Annotated in this window: 23 protein-coding genes and 3 tRNA genes; 25 read left to right on the forward strand and 1 reads right to left on the reverse strand. The window is 52.1% G+C overall.

Annotation, left to right across the window (positions count from 1 at the left end; all coding sequences use genetic code 11):
* The first annotated feature begins 7 nt into the window (after positions 1 to 7).
* The 25 genes from frr (at position 8) to G614_RS33620 (ending at position 26,119) form a co-directional block, all read left to right on the forward strand.
* A complete protein-coding gene (frr, locus tag G614_RS0108220) occupies positions 8 to 559 on the forward strand; it encodes a ribosome recycling factor (RefSeq protein ID WP_027641582.1) in 552 nt (183 codons plus the stop codon).
* 130 nt (positions 560 to 689) lie between these two features.
* Positions 690 to 1,409, forward strand: a complete 720-nt coding sequence (locus tag G614_RS0108225) for an isoprenyl transferase (RefSeq protein WP_027641583.1) — start codon at positions 690 to 692, stop codon at positions 1,407 to 1,409.
* A gap of 21 nt (positions 1,410 to 1,430) precedes the next feature.
* Positions 1,431 to 2,231: a phosphatidate cytidylyltransferase gene (locus tag G614_RS0108230; RefSeq protein WP_027641584.1), complete on the forward strand. Its 801-nt coding sequence runs from the start codon at positions 1,431 to 1,433 to the stop codon at positions 2,229 to 2,231.
* 46 nt (positions 2,232 to 2,277) lie between these two features.
* Complete coding sequence (gene dxr / locus G614_RS0108235) at positions 2,278 to 3,426, forward strand: 1-deoxy-D-xylulose-5-phosphate reductoisomerase (RefSeq protein ID WP_027641585.1); 1,149 nt, start codon at positions 2,278 to 2,280, stop codon at positions 3,424 to 3,426.
* Between the two features lie 69 nt (positions 3,427 to 3,495).
* Positions 3,496 to 4,545 (forward strand): RIP metalloprotease RseP, encoded by a 1,050-nt coding sequence (gene rseP / locus G614_RS0108240; RefSeq protein ID WP_027641586.1) that lies wholly within the window; start codon positions 3,496 to 3,498, stop codon positions 4,543 to 4,545.
* A gap of 34 nt (positions 4,546 to 4,579) precedes the next feature.
* Positions 4,580 to 5,650 (forward strand): flavodoxin-dependent (E)-4-hydroxy-3-methylbut-2-enyl-diphosphate synthase, encoded by a 1,071-nt coding sequence (gene ispG, locus G614_RS0108245; RefSeq protein WP_027641587.1) that lies wholly within the window; start codon positions 4,580 to 4,582, stop codon positions 5,648 to 5,650.
* Between the two features lie 15 nt (positions 5,651 to 5,665).
* Positions 5,666 to 10,348, forward strand: a complete 4,683-nt coding sequence (locus tag G614_RS0108250; RefSeq protein ID WP_027641588.1) for a PolC-type DNA polymerase III — start codon at positions 5,666 to 5,668, stop codon at positions 10,346 to 10,348.
* Between the two features lie 191 nt (positions 10,349 to 10,539).
* Complete coding sequence (locus G614_RS0108255; RefSeq protein WP_027641589.1) at positions 10,540 to 11,742, forward strand: BMP family lipoprotein; 1,203 nt, start codon at positions 10,540 to 10,542, stop codon at positions 11,740 to 11,742.
* A 177-nt stretch (positions 11,743 to 11,919) separates the two neighbouring features.
* Entirely contained in the window at positions 11,920 to 13,476 is a 1,557-nt protein-coding gene (locus G614_RS0108260) for an ABC transporter ATP-binding protein (RefSeq protein ID WP_027641590.1), read from the forward strand.
* On the forward strand, positions 13,473 to 14,573 hold the full coding sequence (locus tag G614_RS0108265; protein WP_027641591.1) for an ABC transporter permease: 1,101 nt from the start codon (positions 13,473 to 13,475) through the stop codon (positions 14,571 to 14,573). Before G614_RS0108260 ends, G614_RS0108265 begins: the two co-directional genes overlap by 4 nt.
* Complete coding sequence (locus G614_RS0108270) at positions 14,570 to 15,523, forward strand: ABC transporter permease (RefSeq protein ID WP_027641592.1); 954 nt, start codon at positions 14,570 to 14,572, stop codon at positions 15,521 to 15,523. Before G614_RS0108265 ends, G614_RS0108270 begins: the two co-directional genes overlap by 4 nt.
* A gap of 127 nt (positions 15,524 to 15,650) precedes the next feature.
* Positions 15,651 to 17,024 (forward strand): sodium-dependent transporter, encoded by a 1,374-nt coding sequence (locus G614_RS0108275; protein ID WP_027641593.1) that lies wholly within the window; start codon positions 15,651 to 15,653, stop codon positions 17,022 to 17,024.
* Positions 17,025 to 17,278: 254 nt separating this feature from the next.
* Positions 17,279 to 17,479: a helix-turn-helix transcriptional regulator gene (locus G614_RS0108280; RefSeq protein WP_027641594.1), complete on the forward strand. Its 201-nt coding sequence runs from the start codon at positions 17,279 to 17,281 to the stop codon at positions 17,477 to 17,479.
* A 2-nt stretch (positions 17,480 to 17,481) separates the two neighbouring features.
* Positions 17,482 to 17,970, forward strand: coding sequence for a hypothetical protein (locus tag G614_RS0108285; RefSeq protein WP_027641595.1), 489 nt, complete (start codon positions 17,482 to 17,484; stop codon positions 17,968 to 17,970).
* A gap of 115 nt (positions 17,971 to 18,085) precedes the next feature.
* Positions 18,086 to 18,559 carry a C-GCAxxG-C-C family protein gene (locus G614_RS0108290; RefSeq protein WP_027641596.1) on the forward strand — a complete coding sequence of 158 codons (474 nt, stop codon included), beginning with the start codon at positions 18,086 to 18,088 and terminating at the stop codon, positions 18,557 to 18,559.
* Positions 18,560 to 18,571: 12 nt separating this feature from the next.
* Complete coding sequence (locus tag G614_RS0108295) at positions 18,572 to 19,483, forward strand: TDT family transporter (RefSeq protein ID WP_027641597.1); 912 nt, start codon at positions 18,572 to 18,574, stop codon at positions 19,481 to 19,483.
* 273 nt (positions 19,484 to 19,756) lie between these two features.
* Positions 19,757 to 22,090, forward strand: coding sequence for a heavy metal translocating P-type ATPase (locus tag G614_RS27070; RefSeq protein WP_044917498.1), 2,334 nt, complete (start codon positions 19,757 to 19,759; stop codon positions 22,088 to 22,090).
* An 89-nt stretch (positions 22,091 to 22,179) separates the two neighbouring features.
* Positions 22,180 to 22,485 carry a metal-sensing transcriptional repressor gene (locus G614_RS0108305; protein WP_027641598.1) on the forward strand — a complete coding sequence of 102 codons (306 nt, stop codon included), beginning with the start codon at positions 22,180 to 22,182 and terminating at the stop codon, positions 22,483 to 22,485.
* Between the two features lie 34 nt (positions 22,486 to 22,519).
* Positions 22,520 to 23,998 (forward strand): MBOAT family O-acyltransferase, encoded by a 1,479-nt coding sequence (locus tag G614_RS0108310; protein WP_027641599.1) that lies wholly within the window; start codon positions 22,520 to 22,522, stop codon positions 23,996 to 23,998.
* Between the two features lie 38 nt (positions 23,999 to 24,036).
* A complete protein-coding gene (locus G614_RS0108315; protein WP_027641600.1) occupies positions 24,037 to 25,134 on the forward strand; it encodes a hypothetical protein in 1,098 nt (365 codons plus the stop codon).
* A 100-nt stretch (positions 25,135 to 25,234) separates the two neighbouring features.
* The gene (locus tag G614_RS0108325) at positions 25,235 to 25,429 is read left to right on the forward strand and encodes a heavy-metal-associated domain-containing protein (protein WP_027641601.1); all 195 of its coding nucleotides are present in this window, start codon (positions 25,235 to 25,237) and stop codon (positions 25,427 to 25,429) included.
* A 108-nt stretch (positions 25,430 to 25,537) separates the two neighbouring features.
* A tRNA-Pro gene (locus G614_RS0108330) sits at positions 25,538 to 25,611 on the forward strand.
* An 11-nt stretch (positions 25,612 to 25,622) separates the two neighbouring features.
* A tRNA-Glu gene (locus G614_RS0108335) sits at positions 25,623 to 25,694 on the forward strand.
* Between the two features lie 64 nt (positions 25,695 to 25,758).
* Positions 25,759 to 25,831 (forward strand) — tRNA-Thr (locus G614_RS0108340).
* 141 nt (positions 25,832 to 25,972) lie between these two features.
* Positions 25,973 to 26,119 (forward strand): hypothetical protein, encoded by a 147-nt coding sequence (locus G614_RS33620; RefSeq protein WP_330366783.1) that lies wholly within the window; start codon positions 25,973 to 25,975, stop codon positions 26,117 to 26,119.
* A gap of 259 nt (positions 26,120 to 26,378) precedes the next feature.
* Here the strand turns inward: G614_RS33620 and G614_RS0108350 are convergent, their stop codons facing one another.
* On the reverse strand, positions 26,379 to 26,687 hold the full coding sequence (locus tag G614_RS0108350; protein WP_027641602.1) for a DUF3837 family protein: 309 nt from the start codon (positions 26,685 to 26,687) through the stop codon (positions 26,379 to 26,381).
* Between the last annotated feature and the right edge of the window lie 187 nt (positions 26,688 to 26,874).

Raw genomic sequence — 26,874 nt, forward strand, 5'->3', positions numbered from 1 at the left:
GGAACTTATGGAAGAATTAAAAGTTTATGAGGACAAGATGAATAAGACACTGGATGTATTGCTGTCTGATTACGGCACCATCCGCGCAGGACGTGCCAATCCCCATGTGCTGGACAAGATTAAGGTGGACTATTACGGCACGCCTACACCCCTCCAGCAGGTTGGCAATGTTTCTGTTCCGGAAGCCCGCATGATTGTGATTCAGCCATGGGAGAAGAGCCTTCTTAAGCCAATTGAGAAAGCCATCCTCACATCTGAGCTGGGCATCAATCCCACCAACGACGGAAACTGTATCCGTCTGGTGTTCCCTGAGATGACAGAGGAGCGCAGAAGGGAAGTTTCCAAGGATGTAAAGAAAAAGGGCGACAACGCAAAGGTAGCCCTGCGCAATATCCGCCGTGACGCAAACGAGGCCTTTAAGAAGGCAGAGAAGGCAGGGGATATTTCTGAGGATGATCTGACCCAGATGACAGAGAAGATGCAGAAGCTTACGGATAAGATGGTGGAGAAGGTTGACAAGGCAGTGGAAGAAAAGACCAAGGAAATCATGACCGTGTAATCCGTGATAAATGAATATGGGAGGCAGGAGTGACTCCTGCCTCTTAATTTGTTTTTGATTCCGGAAAGATATAACATGATAAAGATATTATTTGGGAAAGTTACATTTAGACAAGAAAGGCAGAAAAAGAATGGCATTAGATAAGGATATGATTATACCGGAGCACGTGGCCCTGATACTGGACGGAAATGGCCGCTGGGCCAAAAAACGTGGGCTTCCCCGCACCATGGGGCACAAGGAAGGCTGTGTCACCGTGGAGAAAACCGTTGAGATTGCAGCCAGAATGGGAATCAGGTATCTGACTGTCTATGGGTTCTCCACCGAGAACTGGAAACGTTCCGCGGAGGAAGTGGGGGCGCTGATGCAGCTGTTCCGCTACTATATGGTGCGGCTTTTAAAGATTGCGTCTGCCAATAATGTACGGGTAAAGATGATTGGCGACAGAAGCCGCTTTGACAGGGATATCATAGAAGGCATCAACCGGCTGGAGTCAGAGACACAGGATAACACAGGGCTTACCTTTGTCATTGCAGTGAATTACGGAGGCAGGGACGAGATCCGCAGGGCGGCCGCCAGGCTGGCCAGGGACTGCGCCCAGGGAAAGGCGGACCCGGACCAGGTGGACGAAGCTCTGTTTGCATCCTATCTGGATACGGCAGGAATGCCGGACCCGGACCTTTTAATCCGCACAAGCGGAGAGCTGAGGCTGTCCAATTACCTGCTGTGGCAGCTGGCTTACACGGAAATCGTGGTGACGGATTGTCTTTGGCCGGATTTTGGCCAGGAGGAATTAGAAAAAGCCATAGTGCAGTATAATAAGAGAGAGCGGCGGTTCGGCGCTGTAAAGTAAGGAGAGGGAAAGGAGAAGGCCATGTTTACGACCCGGTTAATCAGCGGTATCATACTGGTGCTTCTGTCCATTGTCATTGTTGGGCAGGGAGGAATCCTGCTGTATGCCGTTACGGCCCTTATATCCATCATCGGTTTATTTGAGCTTTACAGGGCTCTGGGAATGCAGCGGCGTTCCCTGGCTGTTGTGGGCTATGTGACGGCCTGCTCCTATTATGGACTTTTGTGGTTTGAGGGACAGCGCTATGTGACGCTTATGATTATCGCCTGCCTGATGGCGATGATGGCCCTTTATGTGCTTACCTTCCCTGAGTATAAGACAGAGGAGGTGACGGGCGCGTTCTTTGGCGTATGCTATGTGCCCATCATGCTGTCATTCCTGTACCAGACAAGGGTTATGAACGACGGGGCATACCTGGTGTGGCTTATATTTTTAAGCTCATGGGGCTGCGATACCTTTGCCTACTGTACAGGCATGCTTTTGGGCAGGCATAAGCTGGCCCCTGTCCTGAGCCCCAAGAAATCCATAGAGGGGGCTGTGGGAGGCGTGGCCGGCGCGGCCCTTCTGGGCTTTATCTACGCATCCCTTTTCGGAGGCAACATGGCGGAGCTTGATAATCCCCAGGCGGCCTGCGCCATTGCCTGCGCCATTGCGGCAGTTATTTCCCAGATAGGAGATTTGGCGGCTTCCGCTATTAAGAGAAACCACAATATAAAGGATTACGGCCATCTGATTCCGGGCCACGGAGGTATCCTGGACCGGTTTGACAGTATGATATTCACGGCCCCCGCCATTTATTTTGCCCTCACATTTTTAAAATAAGGATGGGCTTTTTGAGTATTTCTTCAGGATAGGGAGAATATAAGTTATGATGAAGAAGATTACAATTCTGGGTTCCACGGGTTCCATCGGCACCCAGACATTGGAAGTGGTGAGATACAATAAGGATATCCAGGTGACAGCCCTTGCCGCCGGCAGCAATGTAAAGCTGATGGAGGAACAAATCCGTGAGTTTAAGCCCAGGCTGGCCTGTCTCTGGGATGAAGAGAAGGCAAAGGAACTGCGGGCCGCGGTAGCTGACCTGGATGTGAAGGTGGCAAGCGGCATGGAGGGACTGATGGAGGCAGCCAGGTCGCCGGAAGCAGACCTGGTGGTGACGGCCGTGGTGGGGATGATTGGAATTCGTCCCACCATTGCAGCCATGGAAGCCGGGAAGGATATTGCCCTGGCCAACAAGGAAACCCTGGTGACTGCCGGTCATATCATCATGCCCCTTGCCAGGGAAAAGGGCGTGAAGCTGCTGCCGGTGGATTCGGAGCACTCTGCCATATTTCAGTGCTTACAGGGCGCGGCCGGCAATCCCCTTCGCAAGATACTGCTCACTGCCTCAGGCGGTCCGTTCCGCGGATTTACCAGGGAGCAGCTGGAAAAGGTCCGGCTGGAGGACGCGTTAAAGCATCCCAACTGGTCCATGGGGCATAAAATCACCATAGACTCCTCCACTATGGTCAACAAGGGGCTGGAGGTCATGGAGGCCCACTGGCTGTTCGGGGTGGAGATGGACCAGGTTCAGGTGGTGGTACAGCCGGCCAGCATCATCCACTCCATGGTTGAATTTGAGGATGGGGCCGTCATAGCCCAGTTAGGCACACCCGATATGAAGCTGCCGATTCAGTATGCGCTCTATTATCCGGAGCGCCGTTTCCTTCCGGGAGACCGGCTGGATTTCGCGAAGCTTGCGCAGATTGCCTTTGAGGTGCCGAATATGGAGACATTCAGGGGCCTTAAGCTGGCCTATGAGGCGGGACGCAGGGGAGGTACCCTGCCAACGGTGTTCAACGCGGCCAACGAGATGGCAGTTGCCATGTTCCTTGAGAAAAAAATCAACTACCTCACCATCGTGGATATGATTGAGGGAGCCATGGAGCATCACTGTGTGAAGCCCTCCCCGGATGTGGCGCAGATTCTGGAGGCAGAACAGGAAACATACGACTATATAAAATCAAAATGGAATTAAGACAGAAAGGAGGCGCACGCTGCGCACAAAAAAGGGCGGCGGTGCGCCGGATGGACAGGTGAGAGCCGGATGAGCTTGATTATTGCGATGCTGATGCTGGGAATCATTATCATGATTCACGAATTCGGCCACTTTTTGTTTGCAAAGTTAAATGGGATAGGTGTCATTGAATTTTCCCTTGGCATGGGGCCAAGGCTGTTCAGCTTTGAAAAGGGCGGCACCCGGTATTCCTTTAAGATACTGCCGTTTGGCGGCTCCTGCATGATGCTGGGGGAAGACGAGGGGATAACAGACGAAAGCGCGTTTAACAACAAGTCCGTATGGGCCAGGATTTCCGTGGTGGCAGCCGGGCCTGTGTTTAATTTTATCCTGGCCTTCGGTCTTTCCATGGTGCTCATCGGCATTACGGGGTATGACACCACCCGCCTGGCAGGGGTTGTGGACGGATATCCGGCCCAGGCTGCCGGCATGGAGGCCGGCGATGTGATTAAATCCGTAAACGGCAGAAAGGTCCATTCCTACAGGGACATAAACTGGTACCTGTTCACCCACCCGCAGAAATCTCTTAAGGTCACCTGGGAGAGGACGGAAGAAGGGGGAGGGACGGAACGCTTCAGCACAGAGCTGAAGCCTGTCTTTTCCGCGGAGAACAACCAGTATATGATGGGGGTCCAGTTTAACCCGGTCCCCAACACGGTGGAGAACATAGGGCAGCTTCTGGTACACAGCGCCTATGAGGTACAGTACTGGATTCACTATGTGTTTGACACCTTTTACATGATGTTCCACGGCATGGTGTCTGTCAACGATATCAGCGGTCCGGTGGGGATTGTGAACGCCATTGACACCACGGTGGATGAAACAGCGCCCTATGGCCTGTCGGCCGTGGTGCTCATGCTGATTAATTTTACCATACTCTTAAGCGCCAACCTGGGCGTCATGAACCTGCTGCCCATTCCGGCTCTGGACGGCGGGCGCCTTGTGTTCCTCGTTATAGAGGCCGTAAGGGGAAAGCCCATTGACAAGGAAAAGGAGGGCATGGTCCACATGGCGGGAATGATGGTCCTTCTGGCCCTTATGGTGCTTATCCTGTTTAACGATGTCCGGAAATTATTTTAACGGCTTTGTTTCATATCAGAAAAGAGAGGTATATATGACCAGGAAAGATACAAAAGTGATTCAGATTGGGGACCGGGTCATCGGCGGGGGAAACCCTGTCCTGATTCAGTCCATGTGCAATACAAAGACCGAGGATGTGCGGGCCACGGTGGCTCAGATCCGCAGGCTGGAGCAGGCCGGCTGCGACATTATCCGCGTGGCGGTGCCTACCATGGAAGCCGCCTCAGCGCTGGCTGACATCAAAAAGGAGATTCATATTCCGCTGGTGGCAGACATCCACTTTGATTACCGTCTGGCCATTGCCGCCATGGAGAACGGGGCGGACAAAATCCGCATCAATCCCGGCAACATCGGTGACCGACACAAGGTGCAGGCAGTGGTGGACCGGGCAAGGGAATACGGGGTGCCCATCCGCGTGGGTGTCAACAGCGGCTCCCTGGAGAAGCCGCTGCTGGAAAAATACGGGGGCGTAACAGCGGAAGGCATCGTGGAGAGCGCACTGGATAAGGTGAAGCTCATCGAGGATATGGGTTATGACAATCTGGTCATCAGCATCAAATCCTCGGATGTGCTCATGTGCGTAAAGGCCCATGAGCTGATTGCCATGCAGACCCATTATCCTCTCCATGTGGGAATCACGGAGTCCGGCACCCTGATGTCCGGCAACATCAAGTCCTCAGTGGGGCTGGGTATCATCCTTCATGAGGGCATCGGGGATACCATCCGTGTGTCGCTGACCGGAGAACCGGTGGAGGAGATAAAGAGCGCCAAGCTGATTCTGCGGACCCTGGGACTGAGAAAGGGCGGCATTGAGGTGGTGTCCTGTCCCACCTGCGGGCGTACGCGGATTGATCTGATTGGCCTGGCAAACCAGGTGGAGAACATGGTGACGGAGTTTGACGATTTGGATGTGAAGGTGGCTGTCATGGGCTGTGTTGTCAACGGACCCGGTGAAGCCAGGGAGGCGGACATCGGCATCGCAGGCGGCGTGGGCGAAGGCCTGCTGATACGAAGGGGCGAAATCATCCGCAAGGTGCCTGAGTCTGAGCTTCTGGCAGTACTGCGGGAAGAACTGCTGGCCATGAGCCGGGAACGCCAGGCATAGAAGGAAGACGGATATATGGCAAAGAATTTTCTGGAAGTATTTCCAACCCTCAATATAGCGGAATCCCTGAAGGAGCTTTTAGGCCTGGCCCAGGTGGAGAAGGTGACCACCACCAGGGATAGAAGCTCTATCCGCATTTATTTAAAGAGCGCAAGGCTGATACATAAACAGAATATATACGACCTGGAGCGGGGCATCAGGGACCAGCTGTTCCCTGATAAGCAGGTGGTCATCAAGATTCAGGAAAAATACAGGCTGTCAGACCAGTATACGCCCAAAAAGCTTTTGGATGTATATAAGGACAGTCTTCTTCTGGAACTTAAAAATTACAGCATCATCGAGTACACCATGTTCCGCAAAGCCCGGATTACATTTGAGAAGGAGGATATCATGGTTTTAACCGTGGAGGACACCATGGTGAACCGGGACAGGACAGGGGAGTTAAAGCGCGTCATAGAGAAGGTCTTTGCAGAGCGGTGCGGACTGCCTGTGGAGGTGCGCTTTGCCTATGTGGAGCCTCAGGGCAGCGACCGCAGAAAACAGATTGAGCTTAAGATGGAGCGGGAGGCCCAGGCCATATACTGGCAGAACCACAAGGAAGAGCTGGAAGCAATGGGAGCCTCCTTCTCCGCCCAGGTACTGGAAGGCCAGGAGCTGCTGGCGGGAAAGGGCGGCAAGTCAGACCAGGATTCCTTTTTTGACGCCGGCCAGGGACCGGAGGGCGCTCCGTGGGATGCGCTTATGGCCCAGGCTGCCTCCGGGGACGTGGGAGACGGGGGCGCACCGGGAGACAACGGGAGCCAGTCAGGCGCGCCTGGCTCATCCGGCAGCGCGGCCCAGCCAGGCCAACCGGGCCAGTCAGGCCAGGGCAGCGGCCAGAAGCAGGGCTTTAAGGGAGTTAAGCCTCAGCCTGGCAAAGGGCGCAAGGGCTGGGGAAGGGATAAGGACAGCGGCTTTGGCGACGACAGGAAATACTCGGTCAAGCGTTCCAACAACCCGGATGTGCTCTACGGACGGGACTTTGAGGACGAGCCCGTGGAGATTGAGAAGATCGACGGGGAAATCGGTGAGGTTACCTTAAGAGGAAAGGTACTGACCTGTGAGAACCGGGAGCTTCGAAGCGGCAAATTCATTCTTACCTTTGATGTGTCGGATTTTACGGATACCATTACGGTAAAAATGTTTATCCGTCCGGAGATATTTGACGATGTAAAATCCGTTATCAAGCCGGGCATGTTCATAAAGGTGAAGGGCGTCACCACCATTGACAAATTTGACGGTGAGCTGACACTTGGATCCATCGTGGGAATCAAGAAAGCGGACGATTTTACCAGCAAGCGCATGGATTCCAGCCTGGAGAAACGTGTGGAGCTGCACTGCCATACCAAGATGAGCGATATGGACGGCGTATCCGAGGTGAAAAGCATCATCAAGAGGGCCAGGCAGTGGGGCATGCCTGCCGTGGCTGTCACGGACCATGGCTGTGTCCAGGCCTTCCCGGATGCCAACCATGCCCTGGACAAGGGGGATACCTTTAAAATCCTCTATGGGGTGGAGGGATACCTGGTGGACGATACCAAACAGCTGGTAGAGAATTCCAGAGGCCAGGATTTTGAGGATACCTTTGTGGTATTCGATATCGAGACAACAGGCTTCAGCCCTAAGAAGAACAAAATCATTGAGATTGGCGCAGTGAAGGTGGTGGACGGCAGGATTACGGATAAATTCTCATCCTTTGTGAATCCGGACGTGCCCATTCCCTTTGACATAGAGAAGCTGACAGGCATCAACGATTCCATGGTGCTTTCATACCCAAAAATCGACGTAATTTTGCCGCAATTTCTGGAGTTTGTGGGGGATGCGGTTCTTGTAGCCCACAATGCAGGCTTCGATGTGGGATTTATACACCATTTTGCGGAGGAACTGGAGCTGCCTTTCAACCCCACAGTGCTGGACACCGTTGCCATAGCTAGGCTTCTTCTGCCCAATCTGAACCGTTTTAAGCTGGACACTGTTGCCAAGGCCCTGAATATATCGCTCCAGAACCACCACAGGGCGGTGGACGACGCAGGAGCCACGGCGGAGATATTTGCGGCCTTTGTGAAGATGCTGCGGGACCGGGATGTAAATGATTTAGACCAGCTCAATGCCCTCAGCACCATGGACACGGATACCATACGCAAGCTGCCCACCCACCATGTCATCATTCTGGCCAAGAACGACATCGGGCGTGTGAACATGTACCGTCTGGTGAGCTGGTCCCACCTGGAGTACTATGCCAGAAGGCCCAGAATTCCCAAAAGCCTGCTGGAGAAATACCGGGAGGGACTGATCATCGGTTCAGCCTGCGAGGCCGGGGAATTGTATCAGGCCCTGCTTCGCGGCGCGCCGGATACGGAGATTGCCAGGCTTGTGAATTTCTACGATTACCTGGAAATCCAGCCTCTGGGAAACAACGCGTTTATGCTTCGGGACGAGAAGAGCACGGTTAAGTCCCAGGAGGATTTGATTGATATTAATAAAAAGATAGTGGAACTGGGAATGCAGTTTAACAAGCTTGTCTGCGCCACCTGCGACGTCCACTTCCTGGACCCCCAGGACGAGGTATACCGCAGAATCATCATGGCAGGCCAGGGATTTAAGGACTCGGACGACCAGGCTCCCCTGTATCTGAGGACAACAGAGGAGATGCTGGAGGAATTTTCCTACCTGGGACCGGATAAGGCCCACGAGGTGGTGATCACCAACACCAGGAAGATTGCCGACATGTGTGATAAGATTGCCCCGGTGCGGCCGGACAAGTGTCCTCCTGTCATCGAGGATTCCGATAAGACGCTGACCAAAATATGTTATGACAGGGCCCATGAGATGTACGGGGAGGACCTGCCTAAAATCGTAGTGGACCGCCTGGAGCGGGAGCTTCATTCCATTATCACCAACGGGTTCGCGGTTATGTACATCATTGCCCAGAAGCTGGTGTGGAAGTCCAATGAGGACGGATATCTGGTGGGGTCCCGTGGTTCCGTAGGCTCCTCCTTCGTGGCCACCATGTCCGGTATCACTGAGGTAAACCCGCTGAGCCCCCATTACCATTGCCCCAAGTGCCGTTACTATGATTTTGATTCCGAAGAAGTGAAGCAGTTCTCCGGTATGGCCGGATGCGATATGCCGGACAGGGAATGCCCTGTGTGCGGAACACCCCTGGAAAAGGATGGGTTTGACATCCCCTTTGAGACATTCCTGGGATTCAAGGGAGACAAGGAGCCGGATATCGACCTTAACTTCTCCGGCGAATACCAGAGTAAGGCCCATGATTATACGGAGGTTATCTTTGGAAAGGGACAGACCTTCCGCGCGGGAACCATCGGCACCCTGGCGGATAAGACGGCTTTTGGATATGTGAAGAAATACTACGAGGAAAGGGGAACCAGGAAGCGAAACTGTGAGATTAACCGCATCGTGCAGGGCTGCGTGGGAGTGAGAAGGACAACAGGACAGCACCCCGGAGGCATTATCGTGCTTCCCCTGGGTGAGGAAATCTATTCCTTTACCCCGGTGCAGCACCCTGCAAACGATATGACCACCTCCACGGTCACTACCCATTTTGACTACCATTCCATTGACCACAACCTGCTGAAGCTGGATATACTGGGACACGATGATCCCACCATGATTCGTATGCTTCAGGATCTGATTGGCATTGACCCTGTAAAGGATATTCCACTGGACAGCCGGGAGGTCATGAGCCTGTTCCAGGACACATCTGCCCTTGGAATCATGCCGGACGATATCGGCGGCTGTCCCCTGGGCGCCCTGGGCGTGCCTGAGTTCGGTACGGACTTTGCCATGCAGATGCTTCTTGACACCAAGCCCAAGTATTTTTCCGACCTGGTGCGTATCGCCGGTCTGGCCCATGGTACGGATGTGTGGCTGGGCAATGCCCAGACACTGATTCAGGAGGGAAAGGCCACCATTCAGACAGCCATCTGTACCCGGGACGACATCATGATTTACCTGATTGCCCAGGGATTGGAGCAGGGACTTTCCTTCACCATCATGGAGAGCGTGCGAAAGGGAAAGGGATTAAAGCCGGAGTGGGAGGAGGAGATGAAGGCCCACGGTGTTCCGGACTGGTATATCTGGTCCTGCAAGAAAATCAAGTACATGTTCCCAAAGGCCCATGCGGCTGCCTACGTTATGATGGCATGGCGCATTGCTTACTGTAAGATATTTTATCCCCTGGCCTATTACGCCGCATTCTTCAGTATCCGCGCCAGCGCGTTTTCCTATGAAATCATGTGCCAGGGAAGGGATAAGCTGGAATACTATCTGGCTGATTATAAGAAAAGGGCGGACACCCTGTCCAAGAAGGAACAGGATACCCTGAGGGACATGCGTATTGTACAGGAAATGTATGCAAGAGGCTTTGATTTTACGCCCATTGATATCTACCGGGCCAAGGCACGGCATTTCCAAATCATAGACGGCAAGCTGATGCCTTCCCTCAGCAGCATCGACGGCCTGGGTGAGAAGGCTGCTGAGGCTGTGGTGGATGCGGTCAAGGACGGACCTTTCCTGTCCATCGAGGATTTCAGCACCCGTTCCAAGGTAAACGGCACCCTCTGCTCCCTTATGTCGGACCTGGGGCTGCTCAAGGACCTTCCAAAATCCAATCAGTTATCCCTGTTTGATTTATAGGAAACTTAACGTAGCCCGCTACGCCGCGTTCACTTGGGCCAAATCTCCCACAAAGTGTGACAGGCAGAAAGCAATTTTTGACGAGTATGACAAAAATACGGCGAAAAGGTTGTAATAAATTGTAATCTATGATAAGTTAGAGTTGTACTTAGATGTTACACAATCATATTTGAAGAGGAGGAATTATGCTTATGAAAAAACGGATACTGGCACTTGCCCTGGCAGCGGTCATGGCCGGTTCCCTGACAGCCTGCTCAGGGTCATCAGGAACAGACACCAAGGCCGCACCCGCAGAAACAGAGGCTCCGGTTTCAGACAGCAAATCAGAAGCAAAGGAAGAGTCCAAGGCAGAGGAAGGAGATGCCGCAAAGACAGCCTCGTCCAAGGGAGGCTCCGAAGGCTATGAGCTTGCCCTGGTCACCGACCTGGGGACCATAGACGATAAGTCCTTTAACCAGGGCGCATGGGAGGGCCTTAAGAAGTATGCGGATGAGAACAGCATCTCCTATAAATATTACCAGCCCCAGGAAGGCACTACGGATTCCTTTTTGGAAACCATCGGCCTGGCCATTGAGGGAGGTGCTAAGCTGGTAGTATGCCCCGGATACCTGTTTGAGGAACCCATCTACATGGCTCAGGACAAGTACCCGGATGTGCACTTCATCCTGCTGGACGGGGAGCCCCATGATGCAGATTACAATTATAAGACAAATGATAATGTAATGCCCATTCTGTTCCAGGAGGACCAGGCAGGTTTCCTGGCAGGCTATGCGGCTGTAAAGGACGGATACACGAAGCTTGGATTCATGGGGGGCATGGCAGTGCCGGCAGTTATTCGTTTCGGATATGGTTTTGTCCAGGGCGCAGCGTTTGCCGCTGAGGAGGACGCAGTTACGGACCTGGAAATCATGTATAATTACACAGGCGCATTTTCAGCCACACCGGAGGCGCAGTCCATGGCTGCCTCCTGGTATCAGAACGGCACAGAGGTAATCTTCGGATGCGGCGGCGCGGTAGGCAATTCCGTGATGGCGGCCGCGCAGGAAAAGGACGCAAAGGTAATTGGCGTGGATGTGGACCAGAGTGCTGAATCCGAGACAGTCATCACGTCTGCCATGAAGCTTCTTTCCAACTCCGTGTATGACGGGGTCAAGGATTTCTATGACGGCAGCTTCCCGGGAGGCAGGACATCCGTGTTCACCGTTGCCAACAACGGCGTGGGACTTCCCATGGATACCTCCAAGTTTAGGAAGTTTTCTCAGGAGCAGTATGATGCCATTTACAAGAAACTGGCTGACGGAGAGATTACGCTGGTGCAGTTCTCGGCGGACAATAATGACCCAACGAAGGATTTGACCGATTTGGCCAATACAAAGGTTGCCTTTGTGGAGTAGGGACTGGCAGAAATACGGGCTGTACAAGGGCCTGAAATGACCTGCGGCAGATAGTCATGACACAGAGGGTGCCGGCATGTCCGGCACCCTGCCGTTATACCGGTACGCCTCATCCCGCCGGGCGGCGGGGGCTGCCGGAGTATGCTGCCGGGACGGTTTTATATGAGGGGGAACCGTATGGATGATTACATTATTGAGATGTTAGGCATTACAAAAGAATTTCCCGGTATCATTGCCAACGACAACATCACCCTTCAGCTGAAAAAGGGGGAAATCCATGCACTGTTAGGTGAGAACGGTGCCGGGAAATCCACGCTGATGAGCGTTCTGTTCGGCCTTTATCAGCCGGAGAAGGGAATCATAAAGGTCAGGGGCCGGGAAGTGAAGATTAAGGGGCCACTGGATGCCAATGCCCTTGGAATCGGTATGGTGCACCAGCATTTCAAGCTGGTACATAATTTTACTGTGCTCCAGAACATAGTACTGGGCATGGAGACGGTCAGTCATGGCTTCCTGAAGATGGACAATGCCAGGAAGAAGGTGGTGGAGCTCAGCGAGCGCTACGGCCTGTACATTGACCCGGACGCGCTGATTCAGGATATCACGGTGGGGATGCAGCAGCGGGTGGAGATACTTAAGATGCTCTACCGGGACAATGAAATCATGATATTTGACGAGCCCACAGCGGTGCTGACGCCCCAGGAAATCGACGAGCTCATGGAAATCATGAGAAGTCTGGTGGCAGAGGGCAAGTCCATTCTTTTCATCACCCACAAGCTGGATGAAATCAAGGCAGTGTCAGACCGGTGTTCTGTTCTGCGGCGGGGAAAATACATAGGCACCGTGGATGTGGCTTCCATCACCAAGGAGGAAATGTCGGAGATGATGGTGGGCCGCAAGGTGAGCCTGTCTGTTGAAAAGACTCCGGCAGCGCCGGGCAGGACTGTGCTGGAGGCAGAGCATGTTTCTGTAAAATCCCATATGGAAGGACATTCCAAGCTGGTGGTAAATGACGTGAGCTTTCAGGTAAGGAGCGGTGAGATTGTCTGCATTGCCGGAATTGACGGCAACGGACAGACGGAGCTGGTGAACGCCGTTACCGGCCTGGGGGAAACCGCCGGGGGAAGAATCCTGATAAACGGCCGGGATGTGACAAAAAAGAGCATACGCACCCGCAATACCCATGGGCTCAGCCATATACCGGAGGACCGGCACAAGCATGGCCTGGTGCTGGATTATAACCTGGCCTATAACCTGGTGCTGCAGCAGTATTTTGAGCCTGGGTTCCAGCACTGGGGTTTCCTTAAGAATGAGGAGATTTATAAGTATGCCAACAGGCTGATTGAGGACTTTGATATACGAAGCGGCGAGGGAGCGGATACAATCACGCGCAGCATGTCCGGAGGCAACCAGCAGAAGGCAATCGTGGCAAGGGAGATATCCAGGGACCATGACATCCTGCTGGCGGTCCAGCCCACCAGAGGGCTGGATGTGGGCGCCATCGAGTACATCCACAGGGAACTGGTGAAGCAGAGGGACGCGGGCACGGCCATTCTGCTCATATCCCTGGAATTGGACGAGGTGATGAATCTCAGCGACAGAATCCTGGTCATGTTTGAGGGAACCATTGTGGCTGACTTGAATCCGCGGGAAGTGACGGTAAAGGAGCTGGGTCTATACATGGCTGGCTCCAAACGCCAGGAGCCAAAAGGAAAGGCAGGTGAGACGTCGTGAGCCTAAACAACAGGACAGGGAGAAAAAGGGATTATGTAGGTGTGCTGTCATCGGTGTTTGCCATTGTCATCGGACTGCTGGTAGGATTCGTCATACTCCTGATATGCAATCCGTCCCAGGCACTGCCGGGATTTGTAACTATCCTGACAGGAGCCTTTACCCACGGTCTGAAGGGCGTGGGACAGGTGTTTTACTATGCAACCCCCATCATACTGACCGGCCTTTCCGTTGGCTTTGCCTTTAAGACGGGCCTGTTCAATATCGGTACGCCGGGGCAGTTCATCGTGGGTGCCTTTGCGGCTGTCTATGTGGGAATTATGTGGACCGGGCTTGGGAGGATTCAGTGGGCCGTGGCCCTGCTGGCAGCTATTCTGGGCGGGGCTCTGTGGGGAATTGTCCCAGGGTTTCTGAAAGCCTGCTTTAATGTGAATGAGGTCATTGCCTCCATCATGATGAACTATATCGGCATGTATATGGTGAACTGGATTGTAAAGAGCTACAAGCCTCTCTTTAACAACCTGCGCAATGAATCCAGGAATGTGGCTGCCACTGCGCAGATCCCCAAGATGGGAATGGATAAGCTGTTTCCGGAGTCCAGCGTGGGCGGCGGAATCCTTCTGGCCATTGCTGCCGTGCTGCTCATATGGGTTATCCTCAATAAGACCACCTTTGGCTATGAGCTTAAGGCGGTGGGCTTTAACAGGGACGCCAGCAGGTACGCGGGCATCAATGAGAAAAGGAACATTATCATGAGCATGGTTATAGCAGGAGCCATAGCAGGCATGGCAGGGGGGCTTCTCTACCTGGCAGGTACCGGCAAGCACATTGAGATAAAGGATGTGCTTGCGCCGGAAGGCTTTACCGGTATCTCCGTGGCGCTGCTGGGACTGAGCCATCCTATCGGGGTTCTGTTTTCCGGGCTGTTCATCGCTTATCTGACAGCCGGGGGATTTTACCTGCAGCTCTTTGAATTCTCCACGGAAATCATTGACATCATTGTGGCGGTAATCATTTATTTCAGCGCCTTTGCCCTGATAGTGAAGACCATCCTGACCCGGATGAACCGAAAACGGGAGAAAGGAGGCGGCCAGACATGAGTGTGATTTATTTTATATTCCAGCAGACCATGCTTTTTACCATTCCCCTGATGATTGTGGCCCTGGGAGGCATGTTTTCCGAGCGGAGCGGCGTAGTCAACATTGCTCTGGAGGGAATCATGACCATGGGAGCCTTTACGGGCATCCTGTTCCTGAACATGACTGGAGGCAGGATGAGCGGACAGATGCAGCTGATTCTGGCCATCCTTATATCCACGGCCACAGGAGCTGTCTTTGCCTTTTTCCATGCCTACGCATCCATCAACATGAAGGCAAACCAGACCATCAGCGGAACCGCCCTCAACATGTTTGCCCCGGCCTTTGCCATATTTGTGGCCAGGGTCATCCAGGGAGTGCAGCAGATTCAGTTCAGCAATACCTTCCGGATTGAATCCGTTCCCCTGCTGGGAAATATCCCGTTTTTCGGCCCCTTGTTATTCCAGAACACATACATAACCACGTATCTGGGCGTCGTCATTTTGATTCTGTCCACCGTGGTGCTTTACCGGACCAGGTTCGGCCTGAGGCTGCGCTCCTGCGGCGAGCATCCCCAGGCAGCAGACGCAGCGGGAATCAATGTCAGCCGCATGCAGTATGCAGGCGTCCTGATATCCGGGGTCCTGGGCGGTTTAGGGGGGCTGGTGTTCGTGGTGCCCACATCCACTAACTTTAACGCGGATGTGGCCGGATATGGATTCCTGGCCCTGGCGGTCCTTATCTTCGGACAGTGGAAGCCGGTGAAAATCATGTGGGCCTCCCTGTTCTTCGGTCTCATGAAGGCGGTGGCGGCAGCCTATTCCGGCATACCGTTCCTGGCGGCAACAGGGATTCCAAGCTATGTGTACAAGATGATACCCTATCTGGCCACCCTGATTGTCCTTGTGTTTACATCCAGGAACTCCCAGGCTCCCAGGGCCTCCGGCGTTCCCTATGACAAAGGACAGAGATAGGTTGATATTTATTCAATAATATGGTAGTATATGAAAGAGTCCTTAGGATTAAGGGCTCTTTTATTGAGTCCGGCTGTCTGAAAAGGCCGGTAACTCATGATATATTTACGAATCGGGGGATATATAGATGGAACGCGAAAAATTCTCGTCAAGGCTGGGCTTCATCCTTATAAGCGCAGGATGCGCCATTGGTCTGGGCAATGTGTGGCGGTTCCCTTATATAGTAGGCGAATACGGAGGGGCCGCTTTTGTGCTGGTATACCTGGTGTTCCTGCTGATACTGGGACTTCCCATCGTAGTTATGGAATTTGCAGTGGGAAGGGCCAGCCGGAAAAGCGCTGCCTTGTCCTTTGACCTGCTGGAGCCAAAGGGAAGCAAATGGCATCTGACCAAGTACATTGCCATGGCAGGCAACTATATTCTGATGATGTTCTACACAACAGTGGGCGGATGGATGATGCTTTATTTCTTCAAGACCCTTAAGGGGGATTTTGGCGGCATGGATTCAGAGGCAGTGGCCGGTGAATTCGGCAGTATGCTGGCTAATCCCGCACTGATGGGAGGGTTCATGGTCATCGTGGTCCTCCTGTGCTTTGGGGTCTGCGCCATGGGTCTTCAGAAGGGCGTGGAGCGTATTACAAAGGTTATGATGGTGTGTCTGCTGGTGCTGATGGTAGTGCTGGCCGTACATTCCATGGTTTTGCCGGGAGGCGGTCCCGGGCTGGAGTTTTATCTGAAGCCTGACTTTGAGAAAATGGCGGAGGCGGGTATCGGCGAAGCCGTGTTCGCTGCCCTGGGACAATCCTTTTTCACCCTGAGCATCGGTATCGGGGCCCTGGCAATCTTCGGAAGCTATATCGGCAAGGAGAGAACGCTGACAGGGGAAGCGGTCAGCGTCACCCTGCTGGACACCCTGGTGGCTTTCATGGCCGGACTCATCATATTCCCGGCCTGCTTTGCCTACAACATTGAGTCCACAGCAGGGCCGTCCCTGATTTTCATTACCTTGCCCAATGTATTTAACCATATGGCAGGCGGCAGAATCTGGGGGACACTGTTTTTCCTGTTCATGTCCTTTGCGGCTTTTTCCACCATCATTGCGGTGTTCCAGAACATCATTTCCTTTGCAACGGATTTGACGGGTTGCACCCTTAAGAAGGCGGTCCTCTGCAACATAGCCGCCATCATCATTCTGTCTGTTCCATGCGTGCTGGGCTTTAATCTCTGGAGCGGCTTTGCTCCACTGGGAGAGGGAAGTACGGTTCTGGATCTGGAGGATTTCATCCTCAGCAACAACCTTCTGCCTATCGGCAGCATGCTTTATCTGCTGTTTTGCACCAGCCGTTATGGATGGGGCTTTAAGAAATTTATGGCAGAGGCCAATGAAGGCGAGGGAATTCATTTTCCTGCATGGGCCAGGATTTATGTGAGCTATATCCTGCCTTTGATTGTACTTATCATATTCATTCAGGGATATGCCTCCAAGTTCATGGGTAATTAAGAGTTTTTTGATAAATCATAATGAATGCAAAGATCTGCCCCTGGGGATTCCCTGTAACCGGAATCCCCGGGGGCGGCTTTTTGCCTGCAGGCTTTTGCAATGGATTAAAAAAAATGTAAAATAACCTTGACATTTTGTGTAAAGCGGACTATACTAAAAATGTAAAGCAAACTGTACTAAAAAAGGCGGAGCAGGCGATGACAAAAAGCAGAGAAGATTTAAGGTCAATACGAAAAGAGGAAAGGGTGGTGTGATTGAAGACCAGGATACAGGAACTAAGGAAACAGAACAAGGTCACCCAGGAGGAGCTGGCTTTAGCTCTGGGCGTGACCAGGCAGACCATAATATCCCTTGAAAACGGGAAGTACAATGCTTCCCTGCAGCTGGCTTTTAGGATTTCAAGATTTTTCGGAAAGAGCATAGAGGATATATTTTTATTTGAAGAGGAGGAGTGAATATGTGGCTGAATCAGTTATTTATTGAAAACCCCATTGATTTTGAGAAGAGGTGCAGGAACAGGATTGTGTTTGGGATATGTTTTATCCTGTTGGGCGCAGCGGCCATAGGGCTGTCCTTTGCAGTCAGGAACCGTGCCATGGCGATGTATCTGGAGCAGGGATACCGGGAATTCATGCCGGAATTTTACGTCGGGACCGGCTTTGGCCTGGCTGCAGCAGGTATCATATCCATTATCCGCAACCTGCAGTATCTGAGGAATCCGGAGCTTAAAGAGAAACGCAGAATATATGAGACCGATGAGAGAAACCGTATGCTGGGTCTGCGGTGCTGGGCCTATACAGGATATACCATGATGTTCATGCTCTATATAGGCGTCCTGGTAAGCGGGTTCATCAGCATGACAGTGGCAAAGACACTGATATTCGTGGCGGCACTTTTTGCAGTACTTTTATTGGTGTTCAAACGGCTTTTGGAGAAGGCCATGTAAGGACATTGCATTTCTCTATTGCATATGGTTTTGTATCATTAAAAACAATGGGACACACCACGTCGATTCATGTAAAATGAAGGAACAAAAGAGAAAATCTTAAAGGAGGGTAAACATGAATTTAAAGAAAGAAGTGAGTGTGGCCAAAATAGCAAAGGATGTAGAAGATTTATTCCGCGGAGGTTTCTTCTGTTCAGAGGCAGTTGTCTGTTCCATCCGCAGCAATTTTGAGATGGATGTACCGGAGGAGGTCATTGCCATGGCATCCGGATTCCCCATTGGAATCGGGCGCTCCAAGTGCCTGTGCGGAGCCGTGTCTGGCGGCGTCATGGCCATTGGTCTTGTATTCGGCCGCACGGTCCAGAAGGATCCCCAGGTGGAACAGACTTTGGCCCTGTCCAAGGAGCTTCACGACTGGTTCAAGGAGGCCAACGGTAAGAATGCGCTGTGCTGCCGGATTCTCACAAAGGAATTTGACATGGGAGCTGGGGAGCATAAGGAACAGTGTATCCATTTTACGGGTCTGGTGGCAGGCAAGGTAGCCGAGATGATTATAAGGGAAAAGGGACTTACGAATATTGACGAATAGGAGCGTACGCTGATGATAAAGAAAATACCTCTTCCGGCCACAGGCGTCATGCTGGGCATGGCTGCCCTGGGAAATCTGCTCCAGCCTTATTCTGAAGGAGTTCGCCTTCTGTGCGGGGCTGTATCCCTGATTCTGGGGATTCTGATTGTGGTCAAAATCTTATTATACCCCGGGCAGTTTGCTGAGGACATGAAGAATCCCATCATGGCCAGTGTTTCAGGAACCTTTTCCATGGCAGTCATGCTTCTGGCAGGATATGCCAAGCCCTTCATGGGAAGCAGCGCCGTGATAATCTGGTATGCCGGCATTGGGCTGCACATTGCCCTCATAGTGTATTTTACAGCCAGATTCTTGATTCACCTTAAAATGCAGCAGGTATTTGCCAGCTATTATATTGTTTATGTGGGAATCGCAGTGGCCGGCGTCACGGCTCCGGCCTTTGATAAACTGGCAGTGGGAACAGCAGCCTTCTGGTTCGGCTTTGCGGCAGCCCTTATACTGTTGGCATTGGTTACATACCGCTATGTGAACTTTAAGCAGGTTCCGGAACCGGCACAGCCGCTGTTTTGCATCTATACGGCGCCTGTCAGCCTTTGTCTGGCCGGATATATCCAGTCCGTGCAGCCAAAGTCACTGGGGCTGGTCCTGTTTATGCTGATTCTCAGCTCAGTCATTTACATTGCAGTGCTTATAAAGACGCCGGCATACCTGAAGATGAAGTTTTATCCCAGTTATGCAGCATTCACTTTCCCATTTGTCATCACAGCCATTGGGCTTAAGATGGCCATGGCCTGTCTTGGCAATATGGGGCATCCAGTGCCTGCCCTGTCATACGCTGTGGACGGGGAAACCATCATAGCAGCCGTCCTTACCATCTATGCGCTGGTGAGGTATGGTATGGCTGTGCTGGGCCGGGGGCATTGACAGCCGGGGCTGGATTTGAAATACGGATTGGGCAGAAAGGAACCCACAGGCCAGAGCTTTCCTGATATAAATGGAAACAGATAGATAAACAGATAGGTAAACAGGCAGATGCACTGAAGGATACAAGATTATCCTCATCGTGCATATGTCTGTTTTTTATTAGTAAAAATAGTAAAGATTTTCATTCCGGGGTATACTGCCTATTGACAATATGCAGTTAGTGGTCTATAATTGCAATATACCCAGGTGGGGTATAAGGAAGGAGTGAAACATATGATCACGCAGCAATATCATATAGACGGAATGTCCTGCGCCGCATGCAGCAGCGCAGTGGAGCGTGTTACGAGAAAGTTAAACGGTGTGGAGAGCAGTAATGTGAACCTGACGACCAACCGCATGGTGGTTACCTATGACGAGAGTCGGGTGACGCCTGAAATGATCTGTGAGAAGGTATCTAAGGCGGGTTTTTCCGCCAGTCTGATTGTGGAGGAAGAACAGAACAAGAAAAAGGAAGAAGAGGAATGGAAGCAGCAGGAGGAACAGTTAGAGGCTGTGAAGCGCAGGGTGATTACAGCCATCTGTTTTGCGGTGCCTTTGCTGTACATTTCCATGGGGCATATGCTGCCCTTTACCCTGCCTTTGCCGGCGTTCATGCAGATGGATAAGAATCCGCTTAATTTTGCCCTGGCCCAGCTCATACTGACCGTACCGGTCCTTATTTGCGGACGTAAGTTCTATCTGGTGGGCATCCGTTCCCTGCTTAAGGGCAATCCCAACATGGATTCCCTGGTGGCCATTGGTACGGGAAGCGCATTTATCTACAGCCTTGTGATGACCCTGGGCATTCCGGGAGATCACATGAAGGCCCACCAGCTGTATTATGAGTCAGCGGCAGTGGTGGTCACCCTGGTAATGCTGGGCAAGTTCATGGAGAGTCGCAGCAAGGGAAAGACATCCGAGGCTATACGCAAGCTCATGGAGCTGGCGCCGGACACAGCCCTTCTCTATGAGAACGGCACGGAGCGGGAAGTGGAGACTTCCCTGGTGGCTGTGGGACAGCATATCCTCATAAAGCCGGGCAGCCGGATACCTTTGGATGGTATACTTGTACAGGGCAGCAGCAGCGTGGACGAATCCATGCTTACCGGGGAGAGCATCCCTGTGGAGAAACAGCCGGGGGACAGCGTGATTGGTGGAAGCATGAATTACAATGGGGCCATGGAAGTGAAAGTGACCCATGTGGGAAGCGATACCACCCTGTCCAAAATCATTAAGATGATTGAGGATGCCCAGGGCAAGAAGGCCCCTATCTCCAAGCTGGCGGATAAGGTGGCCGGATACTTTGTTCCCGCTGTCATGGGAATCGCCCTGGTGGCGGCCCTGCTGTGGTGGATTTTCGGAGGAAAGGAACTTTCCTTTGTGCTGACCATATTCGTGGCCGTCCTGGTCATTGCCTGCCCATGTGCGCTGGGGCTTGCCACTCCCACGGCCATCATGGTGGGAACCGGGGTTGGAGCCGGACACGGCATACTGATTAAGAGCGGTGAGGCCCTGGAGATTTGTCATAAGGTGGATGCCGTCATACTGGATAAGACAGGAACCATCACAGAGGGAAAACCCAAGGTGACGGATGTAAATGTGATCAGCGGCACTGTGGTGGAACAGGTGTGGAAGCCGGAGGGCAAAGCTTCCAAGGACAGCACCAGGGAACCTCAGGCTTCTGACGATGAGAAAAAGGAGCATCTTTTGGGAATCGCTGCTTCCTGTGAACAGATGTCGGAACATCCCCTGGGCCAGGCCATTGTGCAGGCTGCCAGGGAGAAGCAGATGGAGCTGGCGATGCCCGAAGCATTTGAGAGCATCACCGGGGCAGGCATCATCACAACCTGGAAGGGATGGAAGGTGGCGGTGGGTAACCGGCGTCTCCTGGACCACCTGCATGTGCCTGTATCCCAGGATACGGAAAAGACAGCCTCAGAGTACGCCAATACAGGAAAGACCCCCATGTATGTGGTGATTGACGGCCGGCTGGCCGGAATCGTGTGCGTGGCCGATACCATCAAGGAAACCAGCGTGGAGGCAGTGGAAAAGATAAAGGGTCTGGGTGTGGCCGTCTACATGGTCACAGGCGATAATGAGAAAACGGCCCAGTACATCGGTAAGCTGGCCCATGTGGACCAGGTAGTGGCTGAGGTGCTTCCGGAAGACAAGGCCCAGGTCGTAAAACGGTTGCAGAATGAGGGAAAAACAGTTATGATGGTAGGTGACGGCATCAACGATGCACCTGCACTGGTCCAGGCGGACGTGGGCTGCGCCGTTGGAAACGGCAGCGATATTGCCCTGGAGTCCGGGGATGTGGTGCTGATGAAGTCTGACCTGATGGATGTCTACAGGGCTGTCAAATTGAGCAAGGCAACCATCCGCAATATAAAGCAGAATCTGTTCTGGGCATTTTTCTACAACTCATTGGGCATCCCGGTGGCAGCCGGAGTGCTGTACCTGTTGGGAGGCCCGCTTTTAAGCCCCATGCTGGGAGGATTTGCGATGTCTCTTAGCTCAGTGTGCGTGGTGGGAAATGCCCTGAGACTCAGGAATCTGAAGCTGTAGTGTGTCTGAAAACACCTGCGGGTATCCGTCCGTGTCCCGGATAGGGGCGGTTCCCAGGGGGAACAGGAAGGTAAAAAGGAGAGGAATACATGAATAAGGAAGAAGGCTGCACCTGCCGCCATAAACACAGGGAAGTGTCGGAAGAACGCGGTCTCATGAACCGGCTGAACCGGATAGAGGGACAGATAAGAGGCATCAAGTCCATGGTGGAGGATGAGCGCTACTGCGTGGACATCATCACCCAGGTGGCAGCGGTCCAGGCAGCGCTCAACAGCTTTAACAAGGTGCTTCTGGAGCGCCATATCAAGACCTGCGTGGTGGATGATATCCGCCGCGGCGACAGCGATGCCACGGTGGAGGAGCTTTGCAGGACTCTGCAGAAGATGATGAAATAACAGGAAACCTGAGATAAAGGAAACGGAAAGATACATGCAGTTTAATTCATATTTATTTTTATTATTGTTCCTTCCGGCTGTGCTGGCAGGATATTTAGGGCTGTGCCGGATGAAGCGCCATACATGGGCAAGAGGATTTTTGGCCGCCATGTCCCTGGTATTTTTCGCGTACGCGAATCCATGGTATCTGGGACTTCTTGTGGGAAGCGCGGTGTTTAACTGGGCTGTTTCCAGGATGCTGGCAGGGAAAGAAAATAAGGAGACAGGCAAAGGGGATGGCAAGGCGGATGGCAAGACGGGCGGCAGGCCTGGCAGGAGGATGTTTCTGATATTTGGCATATTCGCCAATCTGGCCCTGCTTTTTTACTTTAAATACACGAATTTCTTTATAGAGAACCTGAACGCGTTTCTGGGAAAGGACATTGCCTTTACAAGGCTTCTCCTTCCTGTGGGAATCAGCTTTTTTACCTTCCAGCAGATTGCGTGGCTGGTTGACTCCTTCCGCATGGAGACAGGAGATTACAGTTTTTGGGATTATTTCCTGTTTACCGTGTATTTTCCCAAGATAGCCATGGGACCGATTCTCCTGCACGGGGAGTTTATCCCACAGCTTAAGGACCCTTCACGCCTGAAGGCGGATTCCCGGAATATGGCCCAGGGACTGATGATACTGGCCGTGGGACTGTTTAAGAAGGTCATCCTGGCGGAGTTTTTCGCGGGACCGGTAAACTGGGGGTATGCCCAGGTGGAGATTCTCAGCTCCACGGATGCGTTCCTGGTCATGCTGGCCTACACCTTCCAGCTGTATTTTGATTTCAGCGGTTACTGTGACATGGCTATGGGAATTTCCAGGATGTTTAACCTGGAACTGCCCCTTAATTTTAATTCCCCCTATAAGGCGCTGTCTCCGGTGGAATTCTGGAAGCGCTGGCACATGACCCTGACCCGTTTCCTCAGAAAATATATCTATTTTCCTCTGGGAGGAAGCAGGAAGGGAAATTTGCGCACCTATATCAATATTATGGCGGTATTCCTGGTAAGCGGTTTCTGGCACGGCGCTGCCTGGACCTTTATCCTGTGGGGGGCGCTTCACGGTGCTGCCCAGGTCCTTAACCGTGCCTTTAAACGGCAGTGGGAGAAGCTGCACACGGCCTTCCAGTGGATGGTCACGTTTCTTTTTGTCAACCTGACCTGGGTCATATTCCGGTCAGAGAGCATATCCCAGGCAAAGCTGTTTTTTAAACGGCTGCTGGATTTTGGAAACATGCAGATTAATCCGTCCTTCATGGACAGCTTTAAGATGGTGGAACTGCCGCTCTGGCTGACAGAACACCGGGTATTTACAGTGCTGGGGCTGTATGGAATCGTGCTTTGCCTGGTGATGAACGCCAGGAATATGGGCGAGACAGAGCTTCGCCCCACCTTTCTCAGGGGAGCGGGAACAGCCGTCCTTCTGGTCTGGTCGGTCCTGTCTCTGGCAGGAATATCCGGCTTCATTTATTTTGAATTTTAATAAGGCTTATTTTGAATAAACAGCTAGGAGAGATTATATTGGAGACACAAAAGCAGGAAAATGGGACAGAAAACATGGGGTATGGCAGATGGCTGTGGTTTACCATGGGAGCCGTACTGGCCATGCTGGTTATGCTGGGCGGACTGGTGGTCTGCGTGGACCCTTTTTTCCACTACCACAAGCCCCTTGGACAGCTGGCATATCCCATTGACAGCGAACGGTACCAGAATGACGGTATCAGCCGCAATTTTACATACGACGCAGTGCTTACAGGAACATCCATGATGGAGAATTTCAAGGCCAGCCGGTTTGACAGCCTCTTCGGCGTGACATCTGTCAAAATACCATATGCGGGAGGATATTATAAGGAGGTGGACCAGGCTGTGGGCCGGGCCCTTGCCTATAACCCCCAAGTAAGGGTGGTGTGCAGGAGCCTGGACAGGAGCTTCCTGTTTTATCCAAAGGACCAGTGGAATCCGGCAGCCCCTTCCCCGGCTTATCTGACGGATGGAAACCCCTTCAATGATGTGAATTATATTTTTAACAAGGAAGTGATATTCGGTACCATTCCGGGCGTCTTTGCCAGGACAAGGGCAGGTGAGCAGACCACCACCTTTGACGAATACATGCACTGGGCACCGGAGCGGGACTGGGGCAGGGAGGCTGTCTTAAAGACATATGAGCGGGAGCCGCAGAAAAATGAAACAGCCCCTTTTACCGAAGAAGACAGCCGTATGGTCATGGAGAATCTGGAGCAGAATGTGCTGGCCACGGCGAGGGCCAATCCCCAGGTCACCTTTTACTACTTTATTCCGCCCTACAGCATCAGCTGGTGGGACAGCGAGCTGATGGTAAAAGGGGAGTTTGAACGGCAGATGGAGGGATACCGCCTCATGGCCCGTATGCTGCTGGAGTGCAGAAATATCCGTCTCTTTGCGTTTGACGATCAGTTTGACATTACCTGCAATCTGGACCACTATATGGATGTGATTCACTACTCGGAGGACATCGGTGATCAGCTGCTGGAATGGATGGCGGCAGGAGAGCATATGCTTACAGACGATAATGTGGACCGCTATTTTGATAGAATCACGGATTTTTATGCAAACTATGATTATGACAGTATCTATGAATGATGAACTTCTAAGGAAATCATGACAGGCGGACAGGGTGGCGTCCCTGCCGTCAGAGGGCAGGGAAGGCCTGTTAATATAATAACAGAAAAGGAGAATGAATATGAAAACTTATAAGTGCGAGGAAATGATGTGCGATGGATGTGTGAATCGTATTAAGAAGGGACTGGACGGAGCAGGTATTAAGAATACCGTGGAATTGTCCGTCAAGACAGTGACCATTGACGGGGATACGGACTGTGAGGCCAAGGCTGTGGAGATTTTAGACGACCTTGGATTTACCGCAGTAGAAGTGTAGTACAGAACCTGTAACTGGGGGGTTTCGGAAATTATCATAATTATTTTAAAAACTTTGACAATTTATGGTTGACTTTCTGGAATAAATGTATTATACTACCAAAGGTATCGAGGCGTGGCTCAGTTTGGTAGAGCGCTGCGTTCGGGACGCAGAGGCCGCGTGTTCGAATCACGTCGCCTCGATTTACCTTTAAGGCCTGATGGTCAAGCGGCTAAGACGACGCCCTCTCACGGCGTAAACCCGGGTTCGATTCCCGGTCAGGTCATGATGGCAAGGCTGTTGCTTAGGCAGCAGCCTTGTTGCATCAAAGGAATGGCAATTGCTCGGATGCCACTGTAGCGCAGTTGGTAGCGCAACGCATTCGTAATGCGTGGGTCGCCGGTTCGAGTCCGGCCAGTGGCTTGATTGAAAAACCCTTGTGTCTGCAAGGGTTTTTCTTTTTCTTATGCGCCTTGCGGCGTACGTTTCTAATGGGTGAAACCTAATCCGCCTAAAGCCTATAAGAAAGTAAAATCGAACAAAGGAGCAGGCGGGGGCGATGGGATGAACGTGGATGAACTTCTACCGCTTCTCAGAGAGAACCAAGAGCAACTAATCGGTCAGATAAAGGAAGGGAAATATAAACCCAACCCAGTCCGGAGGGTAGAGATACCCAAAGAACCAAAAGGCGAGTTCAGAAAACTGGGATGACGCCCTAAAACAATGCCAGACAAATGTGAATGACGGATATGTGTACGTGGTAGACATGGACTTGGAAAAGTTCTTCGATACCGTGTGCCAGAGTAAGCTGATTGAAGTGCTGTCACGAAGTATCAAAAATGGGAGAGTAGTATCGTTAATCCATAAGTATCTTAACGGCATGGGAACATGGAAGCCGGCTTAAGGGCATATCCCAGTACGGCAGGGCCGTTGGCCACTTTATGTTCCATCGTGTCACCTCTCATTCGTGTCACCTCTCATTTTCATAGCCGTATGTTACGTACTCCATCATCTGGTCCGTGGTATCCTCATTTCGTATGAAGCCTTTAAGGATGGCGTGTATCTTGGCTATCCGGCTGTCCTCAGGCTCATTGCCCCCCAGATCCTCATCCAGCTGGTCGCGCATCTCAAAGAGCGTATCCCTTCGCTCCGGCATCCCCAGCTTCATTGCCCTGGCAATGGTTCCGATGGCACAGTAGGCTTCTAACGGGGAGGTCATGGGAGCCGGAGGCTCAAAACGGGCTTTGATGTCCAGGGCCATTTTTATGATATAAGACATGTCTCAACACCTCTTTTCAAAGATAGGAATATCATACCACAAAAATCCTGCTTTGTCCTCCCTGTTAAGATTTCGTGAAAATCCTCTCGGAACAGACACTGTAATTTAAAACCTAATTGCTGTTAGTTTCAGCTTATGATATGATATATGGGTGAATGACTTGCCGAAATGACGGAATACTTTAGAC

Source organism: [Clostridium] clostridioforme AGR2157 (assembly GCF_000424325.1).
GTDB classification, from domain to species: Bacteria; Bacillota; Clostridia; order Lachnospirales; family Lachnospiraceae; genus Enterocloster; species Enterocloster clostridioformis_A.